Below are 13614 nucleotides of genomic sequence, written 5' to 3'. Positions count from 1 at the left end.
AAAGGAGGAGCTGCGGATCAAGCCCTAAAAAGCGGTCCGCCGAGCGGCATCCCGTTAGAGGACACTGCCCGGCGGTGGCTGGAAACCGTTTGAGGGGTGCGGCTTCCAGTGTTCGCTTGAATGGCCGCTTCGCATTCACGCCCGTCTGATCAGGCCGGCAATTAGCGATATGATCAGGAAGGCGAGAAAGATGAAGAACAATATCTGCGCTATGCCGGCCGAGGTGCCAGCGATGCCGCCGAAACCAAGCGCACCGGCGATAATCGCCACGACTAGAAATACGAGCGCCCAGTAAAGCATGATCCATCTCCTTCCAATGCTGCGGTGAAAACGTGATTCGCCTCCGTTTGTTCCACCATTTCCCGAAAAAGACGATGCTGAAAATCGTTGCGGCCGGAATTGCTGCGATGTGTGCGAAAAGGTCCTCGTCAGGTTCGGCAGCAGTTGGCTGTCGTGTGTTAAGCCGGCGTCACGCCCCATCTGGTCCAAGAGGAGTGGCTATCCCACACCCTGGCGGCGGCAACTCGGCCGCCCGATGTTCATGCCGCGGCTTTCGCGTGCCGGTCAAAGAACAGGGCCTGGCTGATAAGAGCCTTGACCATATCCGGGTTGAACGGCTTGGTGACGAGGAAAGCCGGTTCCGGCCGCTCGCCGGTGAGCAGGCGCTCGGGAAAGGCGGTGATGAAGATCACCGGCACCGAGGTGGACGACAGGATCTCATTGACGGCCGCGATGCCCGAACTGCCGTCGGCAAGCTGAATATCGGCAAGCACCATCTTTGGCCGCGTCTTGCCGAACATCGCCACCGCCTCGGCGTGGGTGCGCGCCGTTCCGACGACGCGGTGGCCGAGGCTTTCGACCATTTCCTCGATATCCATGGCGATCAGCGGCTCATCCTCGATGATCAGCACATCGGTTGCCACTTGGCGGGAGATCTCGTTGCTCGCCTGCACGAGAAGTTCGGAGAATTCCTGTTCGTCGACGTCGAGAATCTCCGCCGCCTCGTCTTCGCTGAAGCCTTCAACCGCGACCAGCAGAAAGGCTTGGCGGGGACGAGGCGCAATTGCATTCAGATTGGCCGCGGCACGCTGTTCCCATGCCGACTGGGCATGCTCCTGCGGAACGCGAATGGCCACTGAGGTGAAGAGCTTGGCAAAGACCTTGTAGAGCGCGATGCGGTCGTTCGATGCGTTCGGAAAGATGTCGACATCGGCAATGATGGCCTCGAGCATTGCGGCGACCAGCGCGTCGCCGCTCTCCTGCGATCCGGATACAGCGCGCGAGAAGCGACGCAGGAACGGCAGGTGCGGAGCGATGGTTGCTGATAGGCTCATATTGGACGTCTCCCTCATATGACGTGATGCATGTTACAGCTAAAAACGGTTCGCAGGGCCCAAGGTTGAAAACGCAGGTTCTGCGAAAAAGTTCCGATCATGCGGAACTAAGTATATGGGCTGGCGTTTAAGGGCGGGTTGGGCAACCAGACGAGGCTGCCGCTTGCCTTGCGTTATGTGTTGAAGGGCGGCTTAAGGCTGGGACAAAAGGGCGAATGAAGAACATGACGAAAGCTACCATGGGTGGCGTTGGCAACGGGCGCCGGGCTGCTTCCCGCGACCCGCTTGGGCCGAACTCGGAAATCGGCCGCAAACTCAAACAATACTACGACGAGCTGGTCTCCGACAATGTGCCGGATCGCTTCGCCCAACTGCTCAGCCAGTTGGAAAAGGCCGAACCTGTACAAAAGAAGGACTGAGGCATGGCGGCCGTCTCCCAGGGCTTCAAGACCGACTTGCTCGGCTCGATCCCGAGCCTGCGGGCTTTTGCCGTGTCGCTGACGCAAAACGCCGACAAGGCCGACGACCTGGTGCAGGAAACATTGGTCAAGGCCTGGGACAAGCATGAAAGCTTCCAGCCCGGCACCAATCTGAAGGCATGGCTGTTCACGATCTTGCGCAACGAATTCTATTCGCAGATGCGCAAGCGCGGCCGCGAGGTGCAGGATAGCGATGGCGTCATGACGGCCAGGCTTGCCGTTCACCCGGCCCAGCACGGCCAGCTTGACCTCGAAGACTTTCGCGGCGCGCTCGAATTGCTGCCAGAAGACCAGCGCGAAGCCATTATCCTCATCGGCGCGTCGGGCTTCTCCTACGAGGAAGCGGCCGAGATCTGCGGCTGCGCCGTCGGAACGATCAAGAGCCGCGTCAGCCGCGCCCGCACACGGCTGCAGGAAATCCTGAAGATCTCCGGTGAAGACGAGTATGGCCCGGACGCAATTTCGGCTCAGGTAACCGGGTCGACGGCTGCGTGAAGCGCGGCGTGTTCGAACCGCTCCGCGCCTCAGCGGAGAGGCGTTCGCCTGCAGGCCGCCGCCACTGCCTCGACGAGATCGTCTCCCGAATAGGGCTTGGTGACCAGTCTGACGCCGGGAAAGGATTTCTTGATCTCGTTCGTATCCGAATAGCCGGACGCGAAGACGAACGGGATGCCCGCTTCACGCAGCCGCGATGCAAATTGGAGCGTCGAAACGCCGCTCAGCATGAGGTCGACTATGGCCACATCGAACTGCGCGGCAACGTCTTGCTGTTCGATCTCGGTCAGATCACGGGCGATGACCACATTGAGCGCGCCGTAGTCGCGGCAAAGCTGCTCGATATCCATGGCAATCAGGAACTCATCTTCCAGGATAAGAATCCGCAAACCGTCAAGTGATGCGCGCACGCAGCAATATCTCCTTAGATGCGTATCGTGAAACGAGGGAAGTCATGATCGTTATTTGGCATGCTGTCATTTAAAAAAGACGTGCCGGCGCGGATGCGTCGGCCTCGGCCCATGCAAGGCATTTGCAACGCGCGCTGCCGGAGATAGGGTTAGAAGAGGTTCGTGCCGGAACCTTGGGGTCTGTCGGGCGTTTCGACCGAGCAAAATCATGGAGAGTGAAGCAATGGCGACTGCCGCAGGTAAGGCCGGGAACGAAGCCCGCACGAATTCCGATATTGAGGCCGACATCGCACAATTGAAGGCCGACATCGATCAACTTACCAAGCTGTTGGCCAAAACTGGCGAACATGGCTACGGGGCAGCGCGGCGAGTCGCCGCCGAAAGCGTCGAGCAGTTGCGAACCCAGGGCGAGGCAGCCTTCGATAGCTTGCGCACCAACGCCAGGGACATCGAGGCGCAGATGATAGCGCATATGCGCGAAAAACCGGTGACTTCGCTAGCGATCGCCGCAGGCGTCGGATTCCTCTTCGCGCTTCTCGCGCGCCGCTAGTTCTGCACGCATGGGAATGCTTGCATCGCTGATCTCGGGCCTTGCCTCGGGCGAAACCATTGCGGCGGTGCAACGCGTGCGCGTCGCTGCGATTGTCTATTCGGTCGCAGCGCTCGCGGCGCTGTGCGGCCTCGGCTTCCTCGTCGGGGCGGCCTATATCTGGGCGGCGGCCCGCTATGGGCCGATGGCAGCTTGCCTGAGCTTCGGGATCGGCTTTCTGGCAATCGCCGGTCTCATCCTGCTCGCCTACCGCATGTCGGCCGGCTCGCGCGCCAGGCGCCGGGCGAAGCGACGCAACGCCGACATTAAGGCTATCGGCATCACTGCGGCACTCGCCGTGCTGCCGGCGCTGCTCAAGGGCAAAGGTGGCCTGGCGAAGGGCGGGTTGGGCGCCATTCTCGGCCCGGCGATAGCACTCGCTGCCTACGCCATCTACCGCGAGAACGTGAAGCGCGGCTCGGATGATCCGGATACCGGCAAACGCGAATAGTTCGGGACAAACGATTCTGGCGCCGGTCGCAAAATGCTGGCGTTACAAATCTTCGAGCGGAATCGATATTTCCGCGACCACGCCATCCGGCCGGAATTCATGGGTCACCTCGCTGGAAATGACCTTGGCCAGGCTGCGGCGGATCAGGATCGAGCCGAAGCCATGGCGTTCGGGCGGCGCAACCCGCGGTCCGCCGCTTTCGCGCCAGGCCAGCAACAGACGCCGCGCACCCTTCCTGCCTTGTACCTTCCAATCGAGATCGACCTTTCCGGAAGAAACCGAGAGCGACCCGTATTGCAGTGCGTTGCTTGCCAGTTCATGCAGGATCAGCCCGAGTCCGACTGCCTGGTCGGGTGAGAGCAAGACATCGGCGCCGGAGATCGCCATCCGCGATTGTCCGGTGGCTTGGAACGGCTTTACCTCGATCTGCACCAGCTCGCGGATGCCGATGCCGCGCCACTCGCGGTCCGACAGCAGGCTGTGCGCAACGCCCAGTGCCTGCAGCCTGGCGCTGAAGGCGCCGAGGAATTCGCTTGGCTGGCGGGCATGGCGAACGGTCTGCGTGGCCAGCGCCTGTACAGTTGCCAACGTGTTCTTGACGCGATGATTGAGCTCGCGCAGCAACAGCCGTTGGCGTTCGTCGCCTAGCTTGCGTTCAGTAATGTCGTAATTGACGCCGAAGATCAGCGTCGGCTTGCCCTCGCCGTCGCGCTCTATGACGCGGCCGCGCGTTGCGACCCATCGTGGCGGATCGAGGCCTCTGACACGGTATTCGCCAAAATAGTCATCGCTGCCGGTCAGCGCGTCGCGAAAGCGTGTTTCGGTCTGGTGAACGTCGCGCGGGTCGATGGCGGTCAGGATGTCGCGCGCCCTCAGCCTGTTCGACTTCGGCAGGTTGAACAATTCGGGCAGCAGGACGTCGCAGTCGATCATGTCGCTGCGGATATCCCATGCCCAGCTGGCAAGCGAAGCCGCATCGAGCGCGATAGCGCGCCGCTTTTCCTCTCGAACCAATGCGGCCTTGGCGATCGCCGCGCTGCGGGTTGCGTCCTTCAGCGTGAACAGGCTGGCGGCGAGCCCAGCCAGCGCCGACAACTGGTCGAGCTGGACAGAGGAGGGATGTGCGTGCGGCTTCCGGTCGAGCACGCACAGCGTGCCGATCAGCGCGCCGTCGATCATGATCGGCACGCCTGCGTAAAAGCGGATATGATGCTCGCCGGTGACCAGCGGATTGGCTTTGAACCGCGGATCGGCCGCCGCGTCGGCCACCACCATCGGCACGTTGCCGGCTGCGATGGCATAGGCACAGAACGATGTCTCGGTTGCGGTTTCGGTCTGGTCGAGGCCGATACAGGACTTGAACCACTGCCGCTCGGCGTCGAGCAGCGTGATCAGTGCGACAGGCGTTTGCATCGCCGAAGCGGCAAGACCGCCGATGCGATCGAAATCAGGGTCGGCAGCCCTGTCCAGCGCGTCGAGGCCGTGCAGCACGGCAAGACGGTCCGCTGCGCCCACCACACGGCGAATATCGGCCGGCAGGCCCGGCGTGTTCTGGCTATTGTCGTCCACTATGCCCCCAGTGGCCGGCTTTGATTGATCAGGCCAACCGGCCCGTTTGCCGCCTTGCAGAGCCGGAACTTTCGCTGCGGGGGACCGTTACCAGCCAACGCCCCGCCAGTTACGCCTGCCGGCGCCAAATATGGAGCCAGACAATGCCAAAAACCATTCCTGAAAACAAAGCCCGTCAAGGGCGGCGGGGTCAGCATGTCCTTCGTATCCTGATCGCCGCGCTGCTGCTGGCTTTTATCGCCTGGGGCGTCGCCGAAATCTACGGCTGGATGATCGAGACGCCGAAGACCGAACAGGGCAACACGCCCAGCGGCTAGGTTCTCCCCATCGCTCGTGCCAGCTCGCATCACGCAACCCCACATCAGGCAACCTTTGCCTCGGCGGCGCGCGCCGGGACGAGAACATTCAACGCGCGCGGATGGATTTCGACGGTCGTCTCGCGATCGAGCTTTACCAGTTCGCCGTCCATGACGGCCTGAACTTTCCTGTTCGTCAAATGGATTTTCAAAACGGCGCGGTTTGCCTGATGGATTTCGACATGCTCGTTGCCGCGCCATTTCCCACGGGCGACGTCAAAGAGGAACCTGATCAATTCGCCGCGCCGCCGTGCCACGGTGACATAGATGCCCAGCACGCCGCCTGCCGGATCATCGGCATAGGGCAGGTGGCCCTCGCCAAACAGATTGTTGGTGATGCCAATACCGGTGATCCGGGTTTTGATCTCGGCCTCGCCGATCGTCAGCGTTACGTTCATTGCCGGTGGGTTGTTGATCGTTGCCCAAGCGGCTCGCACCGAGGCACGCATCTTCCCCAGCCGCGAGCCGAATTCCATCTTCTGGCGCAGTTGCACCATCCTGGCATGCATGCCGATCGAGAATTGATGCACGAAAGGCCGGCCGTTGGCTGTTGCAATGTCAATCGCTATCACCTCGCCGTCGGCAAACGATTTCAGCGCCGCATCGAGGGTCTGCGGAATACCGAGGCCGCGCGCAAAAAGGTTCATTGTGCCAGCCGGCAGAATTGCCAGTGCCTTCTCCCCATTCATCAAACGGGCTGCCGCGGCCGAAATGGTGCCGTCGCCGCCGCCGGCCAGCACGGCGTCGATGCCGCGCCTGGAAGCTACGCCGTCCAGTGTGGCGACGATATCTTTGCCGGCAACGATTTCGATATCGATCGAGTGGCCGGCAGTCTCAAGCGTGCTGCGCATCCGACTGGCGAAGGCCTCAAGATCGATGGTGCGCAGGGTGCCGCCGTCCTTGTTCAGCACCGCTGCAAACCGCATGGCCGTTCCATTTTTTCCAGCACCTATCCGGCCGGGACGGGGTCCCAGCCGGGAATGGAACGGCGCGGCCGAGAAAATGTTCCTTTCGACCAGCGCGGTGAATCCGAGAACCATTGACATCGTACCGGGTGCACCACGGCTTTTTTCGGAACAACAGTGTGGTCACAACGTTGTGAACATGCAGAAGACGCTGCGCCCGCAGTGACGCCAGTCGGGCAGGGCGTGCACGAAATCACCGACGAGGAGACACTAAGATGATCCGCACCCTTTTAACCACGACAGCAGTCGCAACATTGATTGCGACGGGTGCCTTTGCGCAGTCGGCGACGACCCCGGCGCCGGCGCAGCCACCCGCAGTAGAGAACCCCGCTCCAGCCGCTCCGGTGCAACGGGCCGAGGGCAGCCTTGCTACCAACATCATCGGCGAATCCGTCTATAACGGCACCGGCGCAGATGCCCAGAATATCGGCAACGTCAGCGACATCGTCTTCGACGAGCGCGGCGAGGTAAAATCCGTCGTCATCGGCGTCGGCGGATTCCTGGGCATCGGAACCAAGAATGTCGCCTTCGACTACGGCAAGATGCAATGGGCAGAAAAAAACGGCGACCGCTGGCTGATAGCTCAGACGACGAAGGATGAGTTGACGGCTCAGCCGGATTTCGACCGGAAGCCTTACGATCCGCCTCCGCCGCCAGCTTCGGCCGATAATGCGGCACCCGCCGCCCCTTCGGCTTCCACCAGCGCGCAAAATACAACGCCAGCGCCTGCCGCGCCGGCTGAGCCAGTGAAGCGCGCCGAAGGCAATCTCGCCACCAATATCATCGGCGAGACCGTCTATAACGGCACCGGCGACGACGCCCAAAACATCGGCGACGTAAACGACATCGTCATCAACAAGGAAGCCAAAGCGCAATCGCTGATCATCGGCGTCGGCGGCTTCCTCGGCATCGGCGAAAAGAACGTCGCCTATGATTTCGACAAGGCGCAGTGGGCCGAGAGGAACGGCGATCGCTGGCTGGTCGCGCAAACCACCAAGGAAGAGCTGCAGGCGCAGCCGGACTTCAACCGCAAGGCCTATGATCCGGCGCCGGCATCCACTGCTTCGAACGATGCCAATGCGCCTGCCACCGTCACGCCTACCGTGATGGCCAGCAACACCGCGTCGACCAACAACACTGCGACGACCAATAACGCCGACCAGGCCGGCAAGACGGCTCAAAACGCCCCAGCGCCCGCAACGGCCGACCAGACCAAGACCGGGTCGATCGACAAGTCGACGTTGACTGAAATGCCGATCGGCCAGATCCGGGCCGAGGATCTGGTTGGAACGACCGTTTACGGCGCCAACGATGTCAACGTCGGCGAGATCGGCGATATCGTGCTGGGCGCCGATAAAAAGGTCGATGCAGTCATTATCGATGTCGGCGGGTTCCTCGGTGTCGGCGAGAAGGAGGTGGCGGTCGGCATGGACAACCTGAAATTCATGACCGACAAGAACGGCAAGCGCTATCTCTACACGAACTTCACCAAGGAGCAGCTCGAAGCGCAGGCCCCCTATGACAAGGCCAGCTATGCGCAAAACCGCGACAAACAGCGCATGATCATGCGCTAGCAGCACACAGGTCGACAGAGACGCCCGCGCCGGCAACGGCGCGGGCTTTGTTTATGTCGAGGGAAAGCCGGCGACATGGCCGGCAACGCCATTGTCCGTCAATTCGGCGAGCGCCAGAGATTGGTCGAGATGCTCGGCCCGCCAGGCAAGCAGCCTTTCGGCAAGTTCCAACCGCACCGGCAGATAGGCTGGGTCGTCAGCGACGTTGGTCAGCTCGCCGGCATCTTTTTCCAGGTCGAAGAGCAAGGGCGGCAGGCCGCCCCCGAAATTCACATATTTGAACTTTTGGGTGCGGATGACGGCGAGATTGCACTGACGCGGACCGATACTGAAATAGCGTTCTGCATCACCATCGGCGATCGAGCGGAAATCGAACTCCCAATGCGCCGCATCGCGCCAATCGTCCGGCTCCGTTGCGCCCAGGAAAGGCGCCAGCGAGCGGCCGTCGAGATGCGGCAGCACTTCGCCGCCGGTGAGCTCGAGCCCAGTGAGCTCGAGCAAGGTCGGTGCCAAATCGACTGCCTCGGTGAAGCGGTCGACACTGCTGCCGGCAGCCTTGCGGCGGCGCGGATCGCGAATGATCAGCGGAATATGGAAGCTGCCGTCGAAGAAGCCGCCCTTGCCCAGCATGAAATGATCGCCCATCATCTCGGCGTGGTCTGAGGTCAGCACGATGACGGTGTCGTCCCATGCATCGGCCGCCTTGACCGCTTGCCAGACACGGCCAAGCTGCGCGTCGACCTCCGAGATCATGCCGTAATAGAGCGCCCGGATGCGGCGAAAACTATCGTCGCTCCAGTCGCGCACCTTACCCTCCGAGCCGGGGCGGAATTTCGACCGTTCCTGCCGGTCTAATTCATAGGCGAGATAGGGGTGGCTTGCTGCTTCGGCCTGCCAGCTTTCGGCGCGGTCAAAAGCTGGGCCCACGGCCGGATCGTACATGGTGTTGTAAGGCGCCGGCACGATGAAGGGCGGATGGGGGCTGATGAAGGAAAGGTGCGCGAACCACGGCGCATCGTGCTCCTGCTCGCCGACCCAGCGGATGAATTCGCCAGCCAGGAAGGCCGACGGCGTCTCATCCTTCGAATAGGCTGGCGGGGCGTTGCTGATCTCGCCGTCGTTTTCCAGGATTTCGCCCGCCGGGCGGTGGATGTCGGGGGAGCCGGCGCCGGCATCGACGCCGCGCGCCTTGAGCCATGACAGCCAGGGCCTCTGGTGCTCGGGCAGAAGCTGGCGCACGGTAAAGCCCGGCAGCACGCCTTCATAACTCTTCAGCTGCGGGTCGCCAGGCGCCAGCGTGCGCGGGTCGCGCGCGGTGTCGGTATAACCGAACAGCGTCGGATCATAGCCGAGGGCGCGCGCCCAGAGCGCTATGTTGCCGTGGCGGGCGTCGAGCGGTGTGCCGTTGCGGCAGACACGATTGTTCATCTGGTAAAGGCCGGTGTAGAGGCAGGCGCGCGCCGGCGAGCAAGGTGCGGCGCCGCCATAGTGCTTCCGGAACAAAACGCCCTCGGCAGCCAGCGCGTCGGCATTCGGCGTCCTTACCACCTTGTGCCCAGCAGCTGACAGACAGCCGCCGCGCCATTGGTCGCAGGTGATCAGGAGAATGTTGGGGCGTTTTCCACTCAACCGCTGTATCCTCATGCTGGCTACATGCGTCGCTCATGGAGCGCAATTTCGGCGCGTATGCAAGCCGGTCCAGTTTGCCGAATGGTGAACAGAACCTGCTTCATCGTTCACTTTAACAGCACAGTCCATTCTGTGTTTGCCGCCTTTGCGGCCAGGAGGCGGATGCTCATATTCGCGTGGACAGCGGCAAGGGCCGCACCGACACAAGGAAAGGAGCAACAGACATGCTCGACCAGGTCAAGGGCCTGCATCACGTCACCTCGATGGCCAGCGATGCGCGCCAGAATAATGAATTCTTCACCGGGACGCTCGGCCTGCGGCGGGTCAAGAAAACCGTCAATTTCGACGCACCCGACGTCTACCACCTCTATTACGGCGACGAGGTCGGCACGCCCGGCTCGGTGATGACCTACTTCCCGTTCCCGAACATCGGCAAAGGCCGCCATGGAGTCGGCGAAGTCGGCACCACCGCTTATTCGGTGCCCGAGGGCACGCTCGGCTATTGGGAGAAACGGTTTGCCGAGCAAGGTGTCACCGGGCTGTCCCGCGAGGAGACGTTCGGCGAGAAGCGCCTTGCGTTCGCCGGTCCCGACGGCGACGGGTTTGCGCTGGTCGAGGACAGAGCGGACAGCCGTGCGCCATGGGCCAAGGGTGGCATCCCCACCGACGAGGCGATCCGCGGCTTCCACTCGGTGTCGCTCAGGCTGAAAGATGGCGGCGCCACCGAAGAGCTGCTGAAATTCATGGGTTATGAGGAGGTCGACAAATCCGGCAACGTCAGGCGGCTGGCGGTGAAGAACGGCAACGGCGCCGATGTGGTCGATATCGAATCGCTGCCAGGGGCCGGCTTCGCCAATCTCGGCGCCGGCTCTGTCCACCATGTCGCTTTCGCCGTCGAGAACCGCGCCAAGCAGCTCGAAGTGCGCAAGGCGCTGCTCGATACAGGTTATCAGGTGACGCCAGTGATCGACCGCGATTATTTCTGGGCGATCTACTTCCGCACACCGGGCGGCGTGCTGTTCGAAGTCGCCACCAACGAGCCGGGCTTCGACCGCGACGAGGATACCGCCCATCTCGGCGAGGCGCTGAAACTGCCGTCGCAACACCAGCATTTGCGGCCCTATCTCGAGCAGCATCTGCAGAAACTGGAAGACTGAGGGCAAGGTTATGAGCAAGGATTCGTATATTCACAAGGTGCTGCCCGGTTCGCCGGGCGGACCGTTGCTCTTCGTCTTCCATGGCACTGGCGGCGACGAGGATCAGCTTCTGTCGCTTGGGCGCGATCTTGCGCCGCAAGCAACGATCGTTGCCCCGCGGGGCGATGTCTCGGAACAAGGCGCCGCACGCTTTTTTCGTCGTACCGGCGAGGGCGTTTACGACATCGGCGACCTCACGCGAGCGACGGACAAGATGGCCGGCTTCGTCAAGGCGCATGTCGAGGCGGCAAAGCCATCTTCGGTGCTAGGCCTCGGTTATTCCAACGGCGCCAACATCCTGGCCTCGGTGCTGTTTGCCGAGCCGTCGCTGTTCGACGCAACGGTGCTGATGCATCCGCTGATCCCGTTCCAGCCGGAGGTCAGGGGCAGCCTTGGCGGCAGCCGCATCCTGGTCACCGCCGGCAGGCGAGACCCGATCTGTCCGCCTAATTTGACGGCGCGGCTCGAAGCCTATTTGCGCGCCGATGGCGCCGATGTCACAGTCGAGTGGCATGACGGCGGCCATGAGGTGCGGCCGGGCGAGATCGAGGCGGCGCGGCAGCTGTTCGCCGTGGCGTCGGATGAAAGGACCGCAAGCCATGTCTGACCTATTGCCGGAAATTGAACTGGAGGACCGCGGCTCGAAGGGCCGCTACTTCCTGCGTGGGCCGGACGGCGCCGAGGCGGAGATGACCTTCACCAAGATCGGCGAGCACCAGATCATCATCGACCATACAGAAGTGCCGGATGCATTTCGCGGCCAGGGCGCGGGACTTCGCCTGGTCACCCGTGCCGTCGAGGATGCGCGTGCGGCGGGCAAGACGATCATCCCGCTTTGCCCGTTCGCCAATGCTCAGTTCCGCCGCCATCCGGAATGGGCGGACGTGCTGAAGCGGTAAGAGACAGCCCCTCGATGAATGACAGAGAAAGGGTGCGCGGCTTTACCGCGTGCCCCTTCGACCATTGGCGGCTTACAAACACAAGGCAAACATGCGGGATTTGCGCAGAGCGCCCGTCTTGCCTAAGTATTGGCAACAACCGGCTCGCCTTCTGCGCCCGACCACTTCAACCGAATGGCCCCCCATGACCGAATCCGATCTCGTTCCCGTCTTCGACGGCCACAACGACACGCTGCTCAGGCTCTACCAGTCGAAGGATGCGGATGTCGAAAAGCTGTTCGTCGAGGGGACACCGGGTGGCCATATCGACCTGCCGCGCGCGAAGAAAGGCGGATTTGCCGGCGGCATGTTCGCGATCTTCCCGCCGCCTGCCGAGAAATCCAAACGCGGTACGGTGCCCCTGGCGCCGAGCGACAGCGAGCCCTTGCCGCCCGAGGTTCCGCGCGCCGATGCGCTCAACTCCACCGTAGCGATGGCCTCGATCCTGTTCAGGCTGGAGCGGGCTTCGGCGCTTACCGTCTGCCGCAGCGCCGGCGATGTGAGAAAGGCGATGGCGCAAGGCTCGATTGCGGCGGTGTTTCATATCGAAGGGGTCGAGGCGATCGACCCTGAGCTCACCCTGCTCGACGTTCTCCACGCAGCCGGCCTGCGCTCGCTCGGCATCGTCTGGAGCCGTCCCAATGCCTTCGGCCACGGCGTGCCGTTCCGCTTCCCCTCGTCGCCCGATACAGGGCCGGGGCTGACCGATGCCGGCAAGGCGCTGGTGAAAGCCTGCAACCAGCTGAAGATCATGATCGATCTTTCGCATCTCAACGAAAAAGGTTTCCGCGACGTCGTCGAGATCAGCGACGCACCGCTGGTCGCGACCCATTCCAACGTGCACGCAATCTGCGGCCATTCGCGCAACCTCACCGAATGGCAGCTCGGCGCGATCCGCGAGTCCGGCGGCATGGTCGGGCTTAACTTCGCCACCGGGTTCCTGCGTGAGGACGGCAGGATGAACGCCGACACCAGCCTCGACATCATGGTGCGCCATGTCGATTCGCTGCTGCAGGCGCTGGGCGAAGACGGCGTCGGCCTGGGCTCGGATTTCGACGGCGCCATGATCCCGGCCGTGATAGGCGACGTTGCCGGCCTGCCAAGATTGCTCGACGCTTTCGCGGCGCGCGGCTTCGGGCGCGCGCTGATCGAGAAGATCGCCTATCGCAACTGGCTCGGCATCTTGGAGAAGACCATCGGCTAAGCGGGTGATGCCGGCTTGTCCGGAACACAGTTTGGAGGCGGACTATTCGAAACCCATGCGTTTAAGCCAGTCCTGGCCAATGCCGCGGTCGCGGATGATCGGCAGCGGATCGGTCGAATCCAGCCTCGCACAAATGCGGTAGACCTCCAGCGTTTCAGCGCTCATCTCGCCGCGCTTGTAGAAGAACATGGCCGCGGCATAGCGGGTGCGGCCCGACCATTTTTCGCCGAGCGGCGTGTTGACCAGCTGCCACTGTTCGGCGGCTTCAGCGTCGATTTCGTGACTGTCGATGTCATCGGTCATATTCAGAAATCCGCAGGCGGATTGGCAGTGCGGCGGCCGAGCTTGATGACCAGCCGCGGCACCAGTTTGGCACGCTTCAGCAGCTTTTGATATTGCAGCTCGCGCCTGGCGTAGATCTCGAC

17 protein-coding genes are annotated in these 13614 nt (G+C 62.3%); 10 read left to right on the top strand and 7 right to left on the bottom strand.

Annotated elements, in window-relative coordinates; all coding sequences use genetic code 11:
• Positions 1–135: 135 nt before the first annotated feature.
• Both NKH17_RS06150 and NKH17_RS06145 read right to left on the bottom strand, forming a co-directional pair.
• The gene (locus NKH17_RS06150) at positions 136–300 is read right to left on the bottom strand and encodes a DUF1328 domain-containing protein (RefSeq protein ID WP_023678541.1); all 165 of its coding nucleotides are present in this window, start codon (positions 298–300) and stop codon (positions 136–138) included.
• A 239-nt stretch (positions 301–539) separates the two neighbouring features.
• A complete protein-coding gene (locus NKH17_RS06145; protein ID WP_352898257.1) occupies positions 540–1334 on the bottom strand; it encodes a response regulator in 795 nt (264 codons plus the stop codon).
• A gap of 215 nt (positions 1335–1549) precedes the next feature.
• Here NKH17_RS06145 and NKH17_RS06140 point away from each other — a divergent pair, with 215 nt between their 5' ends.
• Both NKH17_RS06140 and NKH17_RS06135 read left to right on the top strand, forming a co-directional pair.
• Positions 1550–1753, top strand: a complete 204-nt coding sequence (locus NKH17_RS06140) for a NepR family anti-sigma factor (RefSeq protein WP_023678543.1) — start codon at positions 1550–1552, stop codon at positions 1751–1753.
• A gap of 3 nt (positions 1754–1756) precedes the next feature.
• Positions 1757–2308, top strand: a complete 552-nt coding sequence (locus NKH17_RS06135; protein ID WP_023678544.1) for a sigma-70 family RNA polymerase sigma factor — start codon at positions 1757–1759, stop codon at positions 2306–2308.
• A gap of 29 nt (positions 2309–2337) precedes the next feature.
• Here the strand turns inward: NKH17_RS06135 and NKH17_RS06130 are convergent, their stop codons facing one another.
• Positions 2338–2658 carry a response regulator gene (locus NKH17_RS06130; RefSeq protein ID WP_502894191.1) on the bottom strand — a complete coding sequence of 107 codons (321 nt, stop codon included), beginning with the start codon at positions 2656–2658 and terminating at the stop codon, positions 2338–2340.
• A 283-nt stretch (positions 2659–2941) separates the two neighbouring features.
• On the opposite strand from NKH17_RS06130, the gene NKH17_RS06125 reads away from it, so the two are divergent.
• Both NKH17_RS06125 and NKH17_RS06120 read left to right on the top strand, forming a co-directional pair.
• Positions 2942–3268, top strand: coding sequence for an ElaB/YgaM/YqjD family protein (locus NKH17_RS06125; protein WP_254816582.1), 327 nt, complete (start codon positions 2942–2944; stop codon positions 3266–3268).
• A 10-nt stretch (positions 3269–3278) separates the two neighbouring features.
• The gene (locus NKH17_RS06120; RefSeq protein WP_352898260.1) at positions 3279–3758 is read left to right on the top strand and encodes a hypothetical protein; all 480 of its coding nucleotides are present in this window, start codon (positions 3279–3281) and stop codon (positions 3756–3758) included.
• A 42-nt stretch (positions 3759–3800) separates the two neighbouring features.
• On the opposite strand, the gene NKH17_RS06115 is transcribed toward NKH17_RS06120, so the two are convergent.
• On the bottom strand, positions 3801–5327 hold the full coding sequence (locus NKH17_RS06115; RefSeq protein ID WP_352898263.1) for a sensor histidine kinase: 1527 nt from the start codon (positions 5325–5327) through the stop codon (positions 3801–3803).
• Between the two features lie 143 nt (positions 5328–5470).
• Between NKH17_RS06115 and NKH17_RS06110 the strand changes: the two genes are divergently transcribed.
• Positions 5471–5644 carry a hypothetical protein gene (locus NKH17_RS06110; RefSeq protein WP_352898266.1) on the top strand — a complete coding sequence of 58 codons (174 nt, stop codon included), beginning with the start codon at positions 5471–5473 and terminating at the stop codon, positions 5642–5644.
• 44 nt (positions 5645–5688) lie between these two features.
• On the opposite strand, the gene NKH17_RS06105 is transcribed toward NKH17_RS06110, so the two are convergent.
• Entirely contained in the window at positions 5689–6609 is a 921-nt protein-coding gene (locus NKH17_RS06105; RefSeq protein ID WP_352898269.1) for a diacylglycerol/lipid kinase family protein, read from the bottom strand.
• Between the two features lie 254 nt (positions 6610–6863).
• Between NKH17_RS06105 and NKH17_RS06100 the strand changes: the two genes are divergently transcribed.
• Entirely contained in the window at positions 6864–8222 is a 1359-nt protein-coding gene (locus tag NKH17_RS06100) for a PRC-barrel domain-containing protein (protein WP_352476211.1), read from the top strand.
• Positions 8223–8273: 51 nt separating this feature from the next.
• Here NKH17_RS06100 and NKH17_RS06095 read toward each other — a convergent pair whose 3' ends face one another.
• On the bottom strand, positions 8274–9866 hold the full coding sequence (locus tag NKH17_RS06095) for an alkaline phosphatase family protein (protein WP_352902516.1): 1593 nt from the start codon (positions 9864–9866) through the stop codon (positions 8274–8276).
• A 209-nt stretch (positions 9867–10075) separates the two neighbouring features.
• Between NKH17_RS06095 and NKH17_RS06090 the strand changes: the two genes are divergently transcribed.
• The 4 genes from NKH17_RS06090 to NKH17_RS06075 all read left to right on the top strand — a co-directional run bounded on the left by NKH17_RS06090 (position 10076) and on the right by NKH17_RS06075 (position 13189).
• Positions 10076–11008 carry a VOC family protein gene (locus NKH17_RS06090; RefSeq protein WP_352476214.1) on the top strand — a complete coding sequence of 311 codons (933 nt, stop codon included), beginning with the start codon at positions 10076–10078 and terminating at the stop codon, positions 11006–11008.
• A 10-nt stretch (positions 11009–11018) separates the two neighbouring features.
• The gene (locus NKH17_RS06085; RefSeq protein ID WP_352902514.1) at positions 11019–11654 is read left to right on the top strand and encodes an alpha/beta hydrolase; all 636 of its coding nucleotides are present in this window, start codon (positions 11019–11021) and stop codon (positions 11652–11654) included.
• Positions 11647–11946: a GNAT family N-acetyltransferase gene (locus NKH17_RS06080; protein WP_352687334.1), complete on the top strand. Its 300-nt coding sequence runs from the start codon at positions 11647–11649 to the stop codon at positions 11944–11946. The genes NKH17_RS06085 and NKH17_RS06080 overlap by 8 nt, the downstream gene beginning before the upstream one ends.
• Positions 11947–12130: 184 nt before the next feature.
• Positions 12131–13189, top strand: coding sequence for a dipeptidase (locus NKH17_RS06075; protein ID WP_352737986.1), 1059 nt, complete (start codon positions 12131–12133; stop codon positions 13187–13189).
• A gap of 42 nt (positions 13190–13231) precedes the next feature.
• On the opposite strand, the gene NKH17_RS06070 is transcribed toward NKH17_RS06075, so the two are convergent.
• Positions 13232–13492 carry a hypothetical protein gene (locus NKH17_RS06070; RefSeq protein WP_352902512.1) on the bottom strand — a complete coding sequence of 87 codons (261 nt, stop codon included), beginning with the start codon at positions 13490–13492 and terminating at the stop codon, positions 13232–13234.
• Positions 13493–13614 lie beyond the last annotated feature (122 nt).

This window comes from Mesorhizobium sp. M1334, assembly GCF_040317995.1.
Taxonomy (GTDB): domain Bacteria; phylum Pseudomonadota; class Alphaproteobacteria; order Rhizobiales; family Rhizobiaceae; genus Mesorhizobium.
This window is presented reverse-complemented; position numbering and strand designations above follow the sequence as displayed.

Bases quoted from the DNA above. Each gene is read 5' to 3' on its own strand.
- NKH17_RS06085 (WP_352902514.1), top strand. From the start codon at position 11,019: ATGAGCAAGGATTCGTATATTCACAAGGTGCTGCCCGGTTCGCCGGGC.
- NKH17_RS06110 (WP_352898266.1), top strand. From the start codon at position 5,471: ATGCCAAAAACCATTCCTGAAAACAAAGCCCGTCAAGGGCGGCGGGGT.
- NKH17_RS06140 (WP_023678543.1), top strand. From the start codon at position 1,550: ATGAAGAACATGACGAAAGCTACCATGGGTGGCGTTGGCAACGGGCGC.
- NKH17_RS06145 (WP_352898257.1), bottom strand. From the start codon at position 1,334: ATGAGCCTATCAGCAACCATCGCTCCGCACCTGCCGTTCCTGCGTCGC.
- NKH17_RS06070 (WP_352902512.1), bottom strand. From the start codon at position 13,492: ATGACCGATGACATCGACAGTCACGAAATCGACGCTGAAGCCGCCGAA.
- NKH17_RS06150 (WP_023678541.1), bottom strand. From the start codon at position 300: ATGCTTTACTGGGCGCTCGTATTTCTAGTCGTGGCGATTATCGCCGGT.
- NKH17_RS06090 (WP_352476214.1), top strand. From the start codon at position 10,076: ATGCTCGACCAGGTCAAGGGCCTGCATCACGTCACCTCGATGGCCAGC.
- NKH17_RS06125 (WP_254816582.1), top strand. From the start codon at position 2,942: ATGGCGACTGCCGCAGGTAAGGCCGGGAACGAAGCCCGCACGAATTCC.
- NKH17_RS06075 (WP_352737986.1), top strand. From the start codon at position 12,131: ATGACCGAATCCGATCTCGTTCCCGTCTTCGACGGCCACAACGACACG.
- NKH17_RS06130 (WP_502894191.1), bottom strand. From the start codon at position 2,658: ATGGATATCGAGCAGCTTTGCCGCGACTACGGCGCGCTCAATGTGGTC.
- NKH17_RS06095 (WP_352902516.1), bottom strand. From the start codon at position 9,866: ATGAGGATACAGCGGTTGAGTGGAAAACGCCCCAACATTCTCCTGATC.
- NKH17_RS06120 (WP_352898260.1), top strand. From the start codon at position 3,279: ATGGGAATGCTTGCATCGCTGATCTCGGGCCTTGCCTCGGGCGAAACC.
- NKH17_RS06080 (WP_352687334.1), top strand. From the start codon at position 11,647: ATGTCTGACCTATTGCCGGAAATTGAACTGGAGGACCGCGGCTCGAAG.
- NKH17_RS06100 (WP_352476211.1), top strand. From the start codon at position 6,864: ATGATCCGCACCCTTTTAACCACGACAGCAGTCGCAACATTGATTGCG.
- NKH17_RS06105 (WP_352898269.1), bottom strand. From the start codon at position 6,609: ATGCGGTTTGCAGCGGTGCTGAACAAGGACGGCGGCACCCTGCGCACC.
- NKH17_RS06135 (WP_023678544.1), top strand. From the start codon at position 1,757: ATGGCGGCCGTCTCCCAGGGCTTCAAGACCGACTTGCTCGGCTCGATC.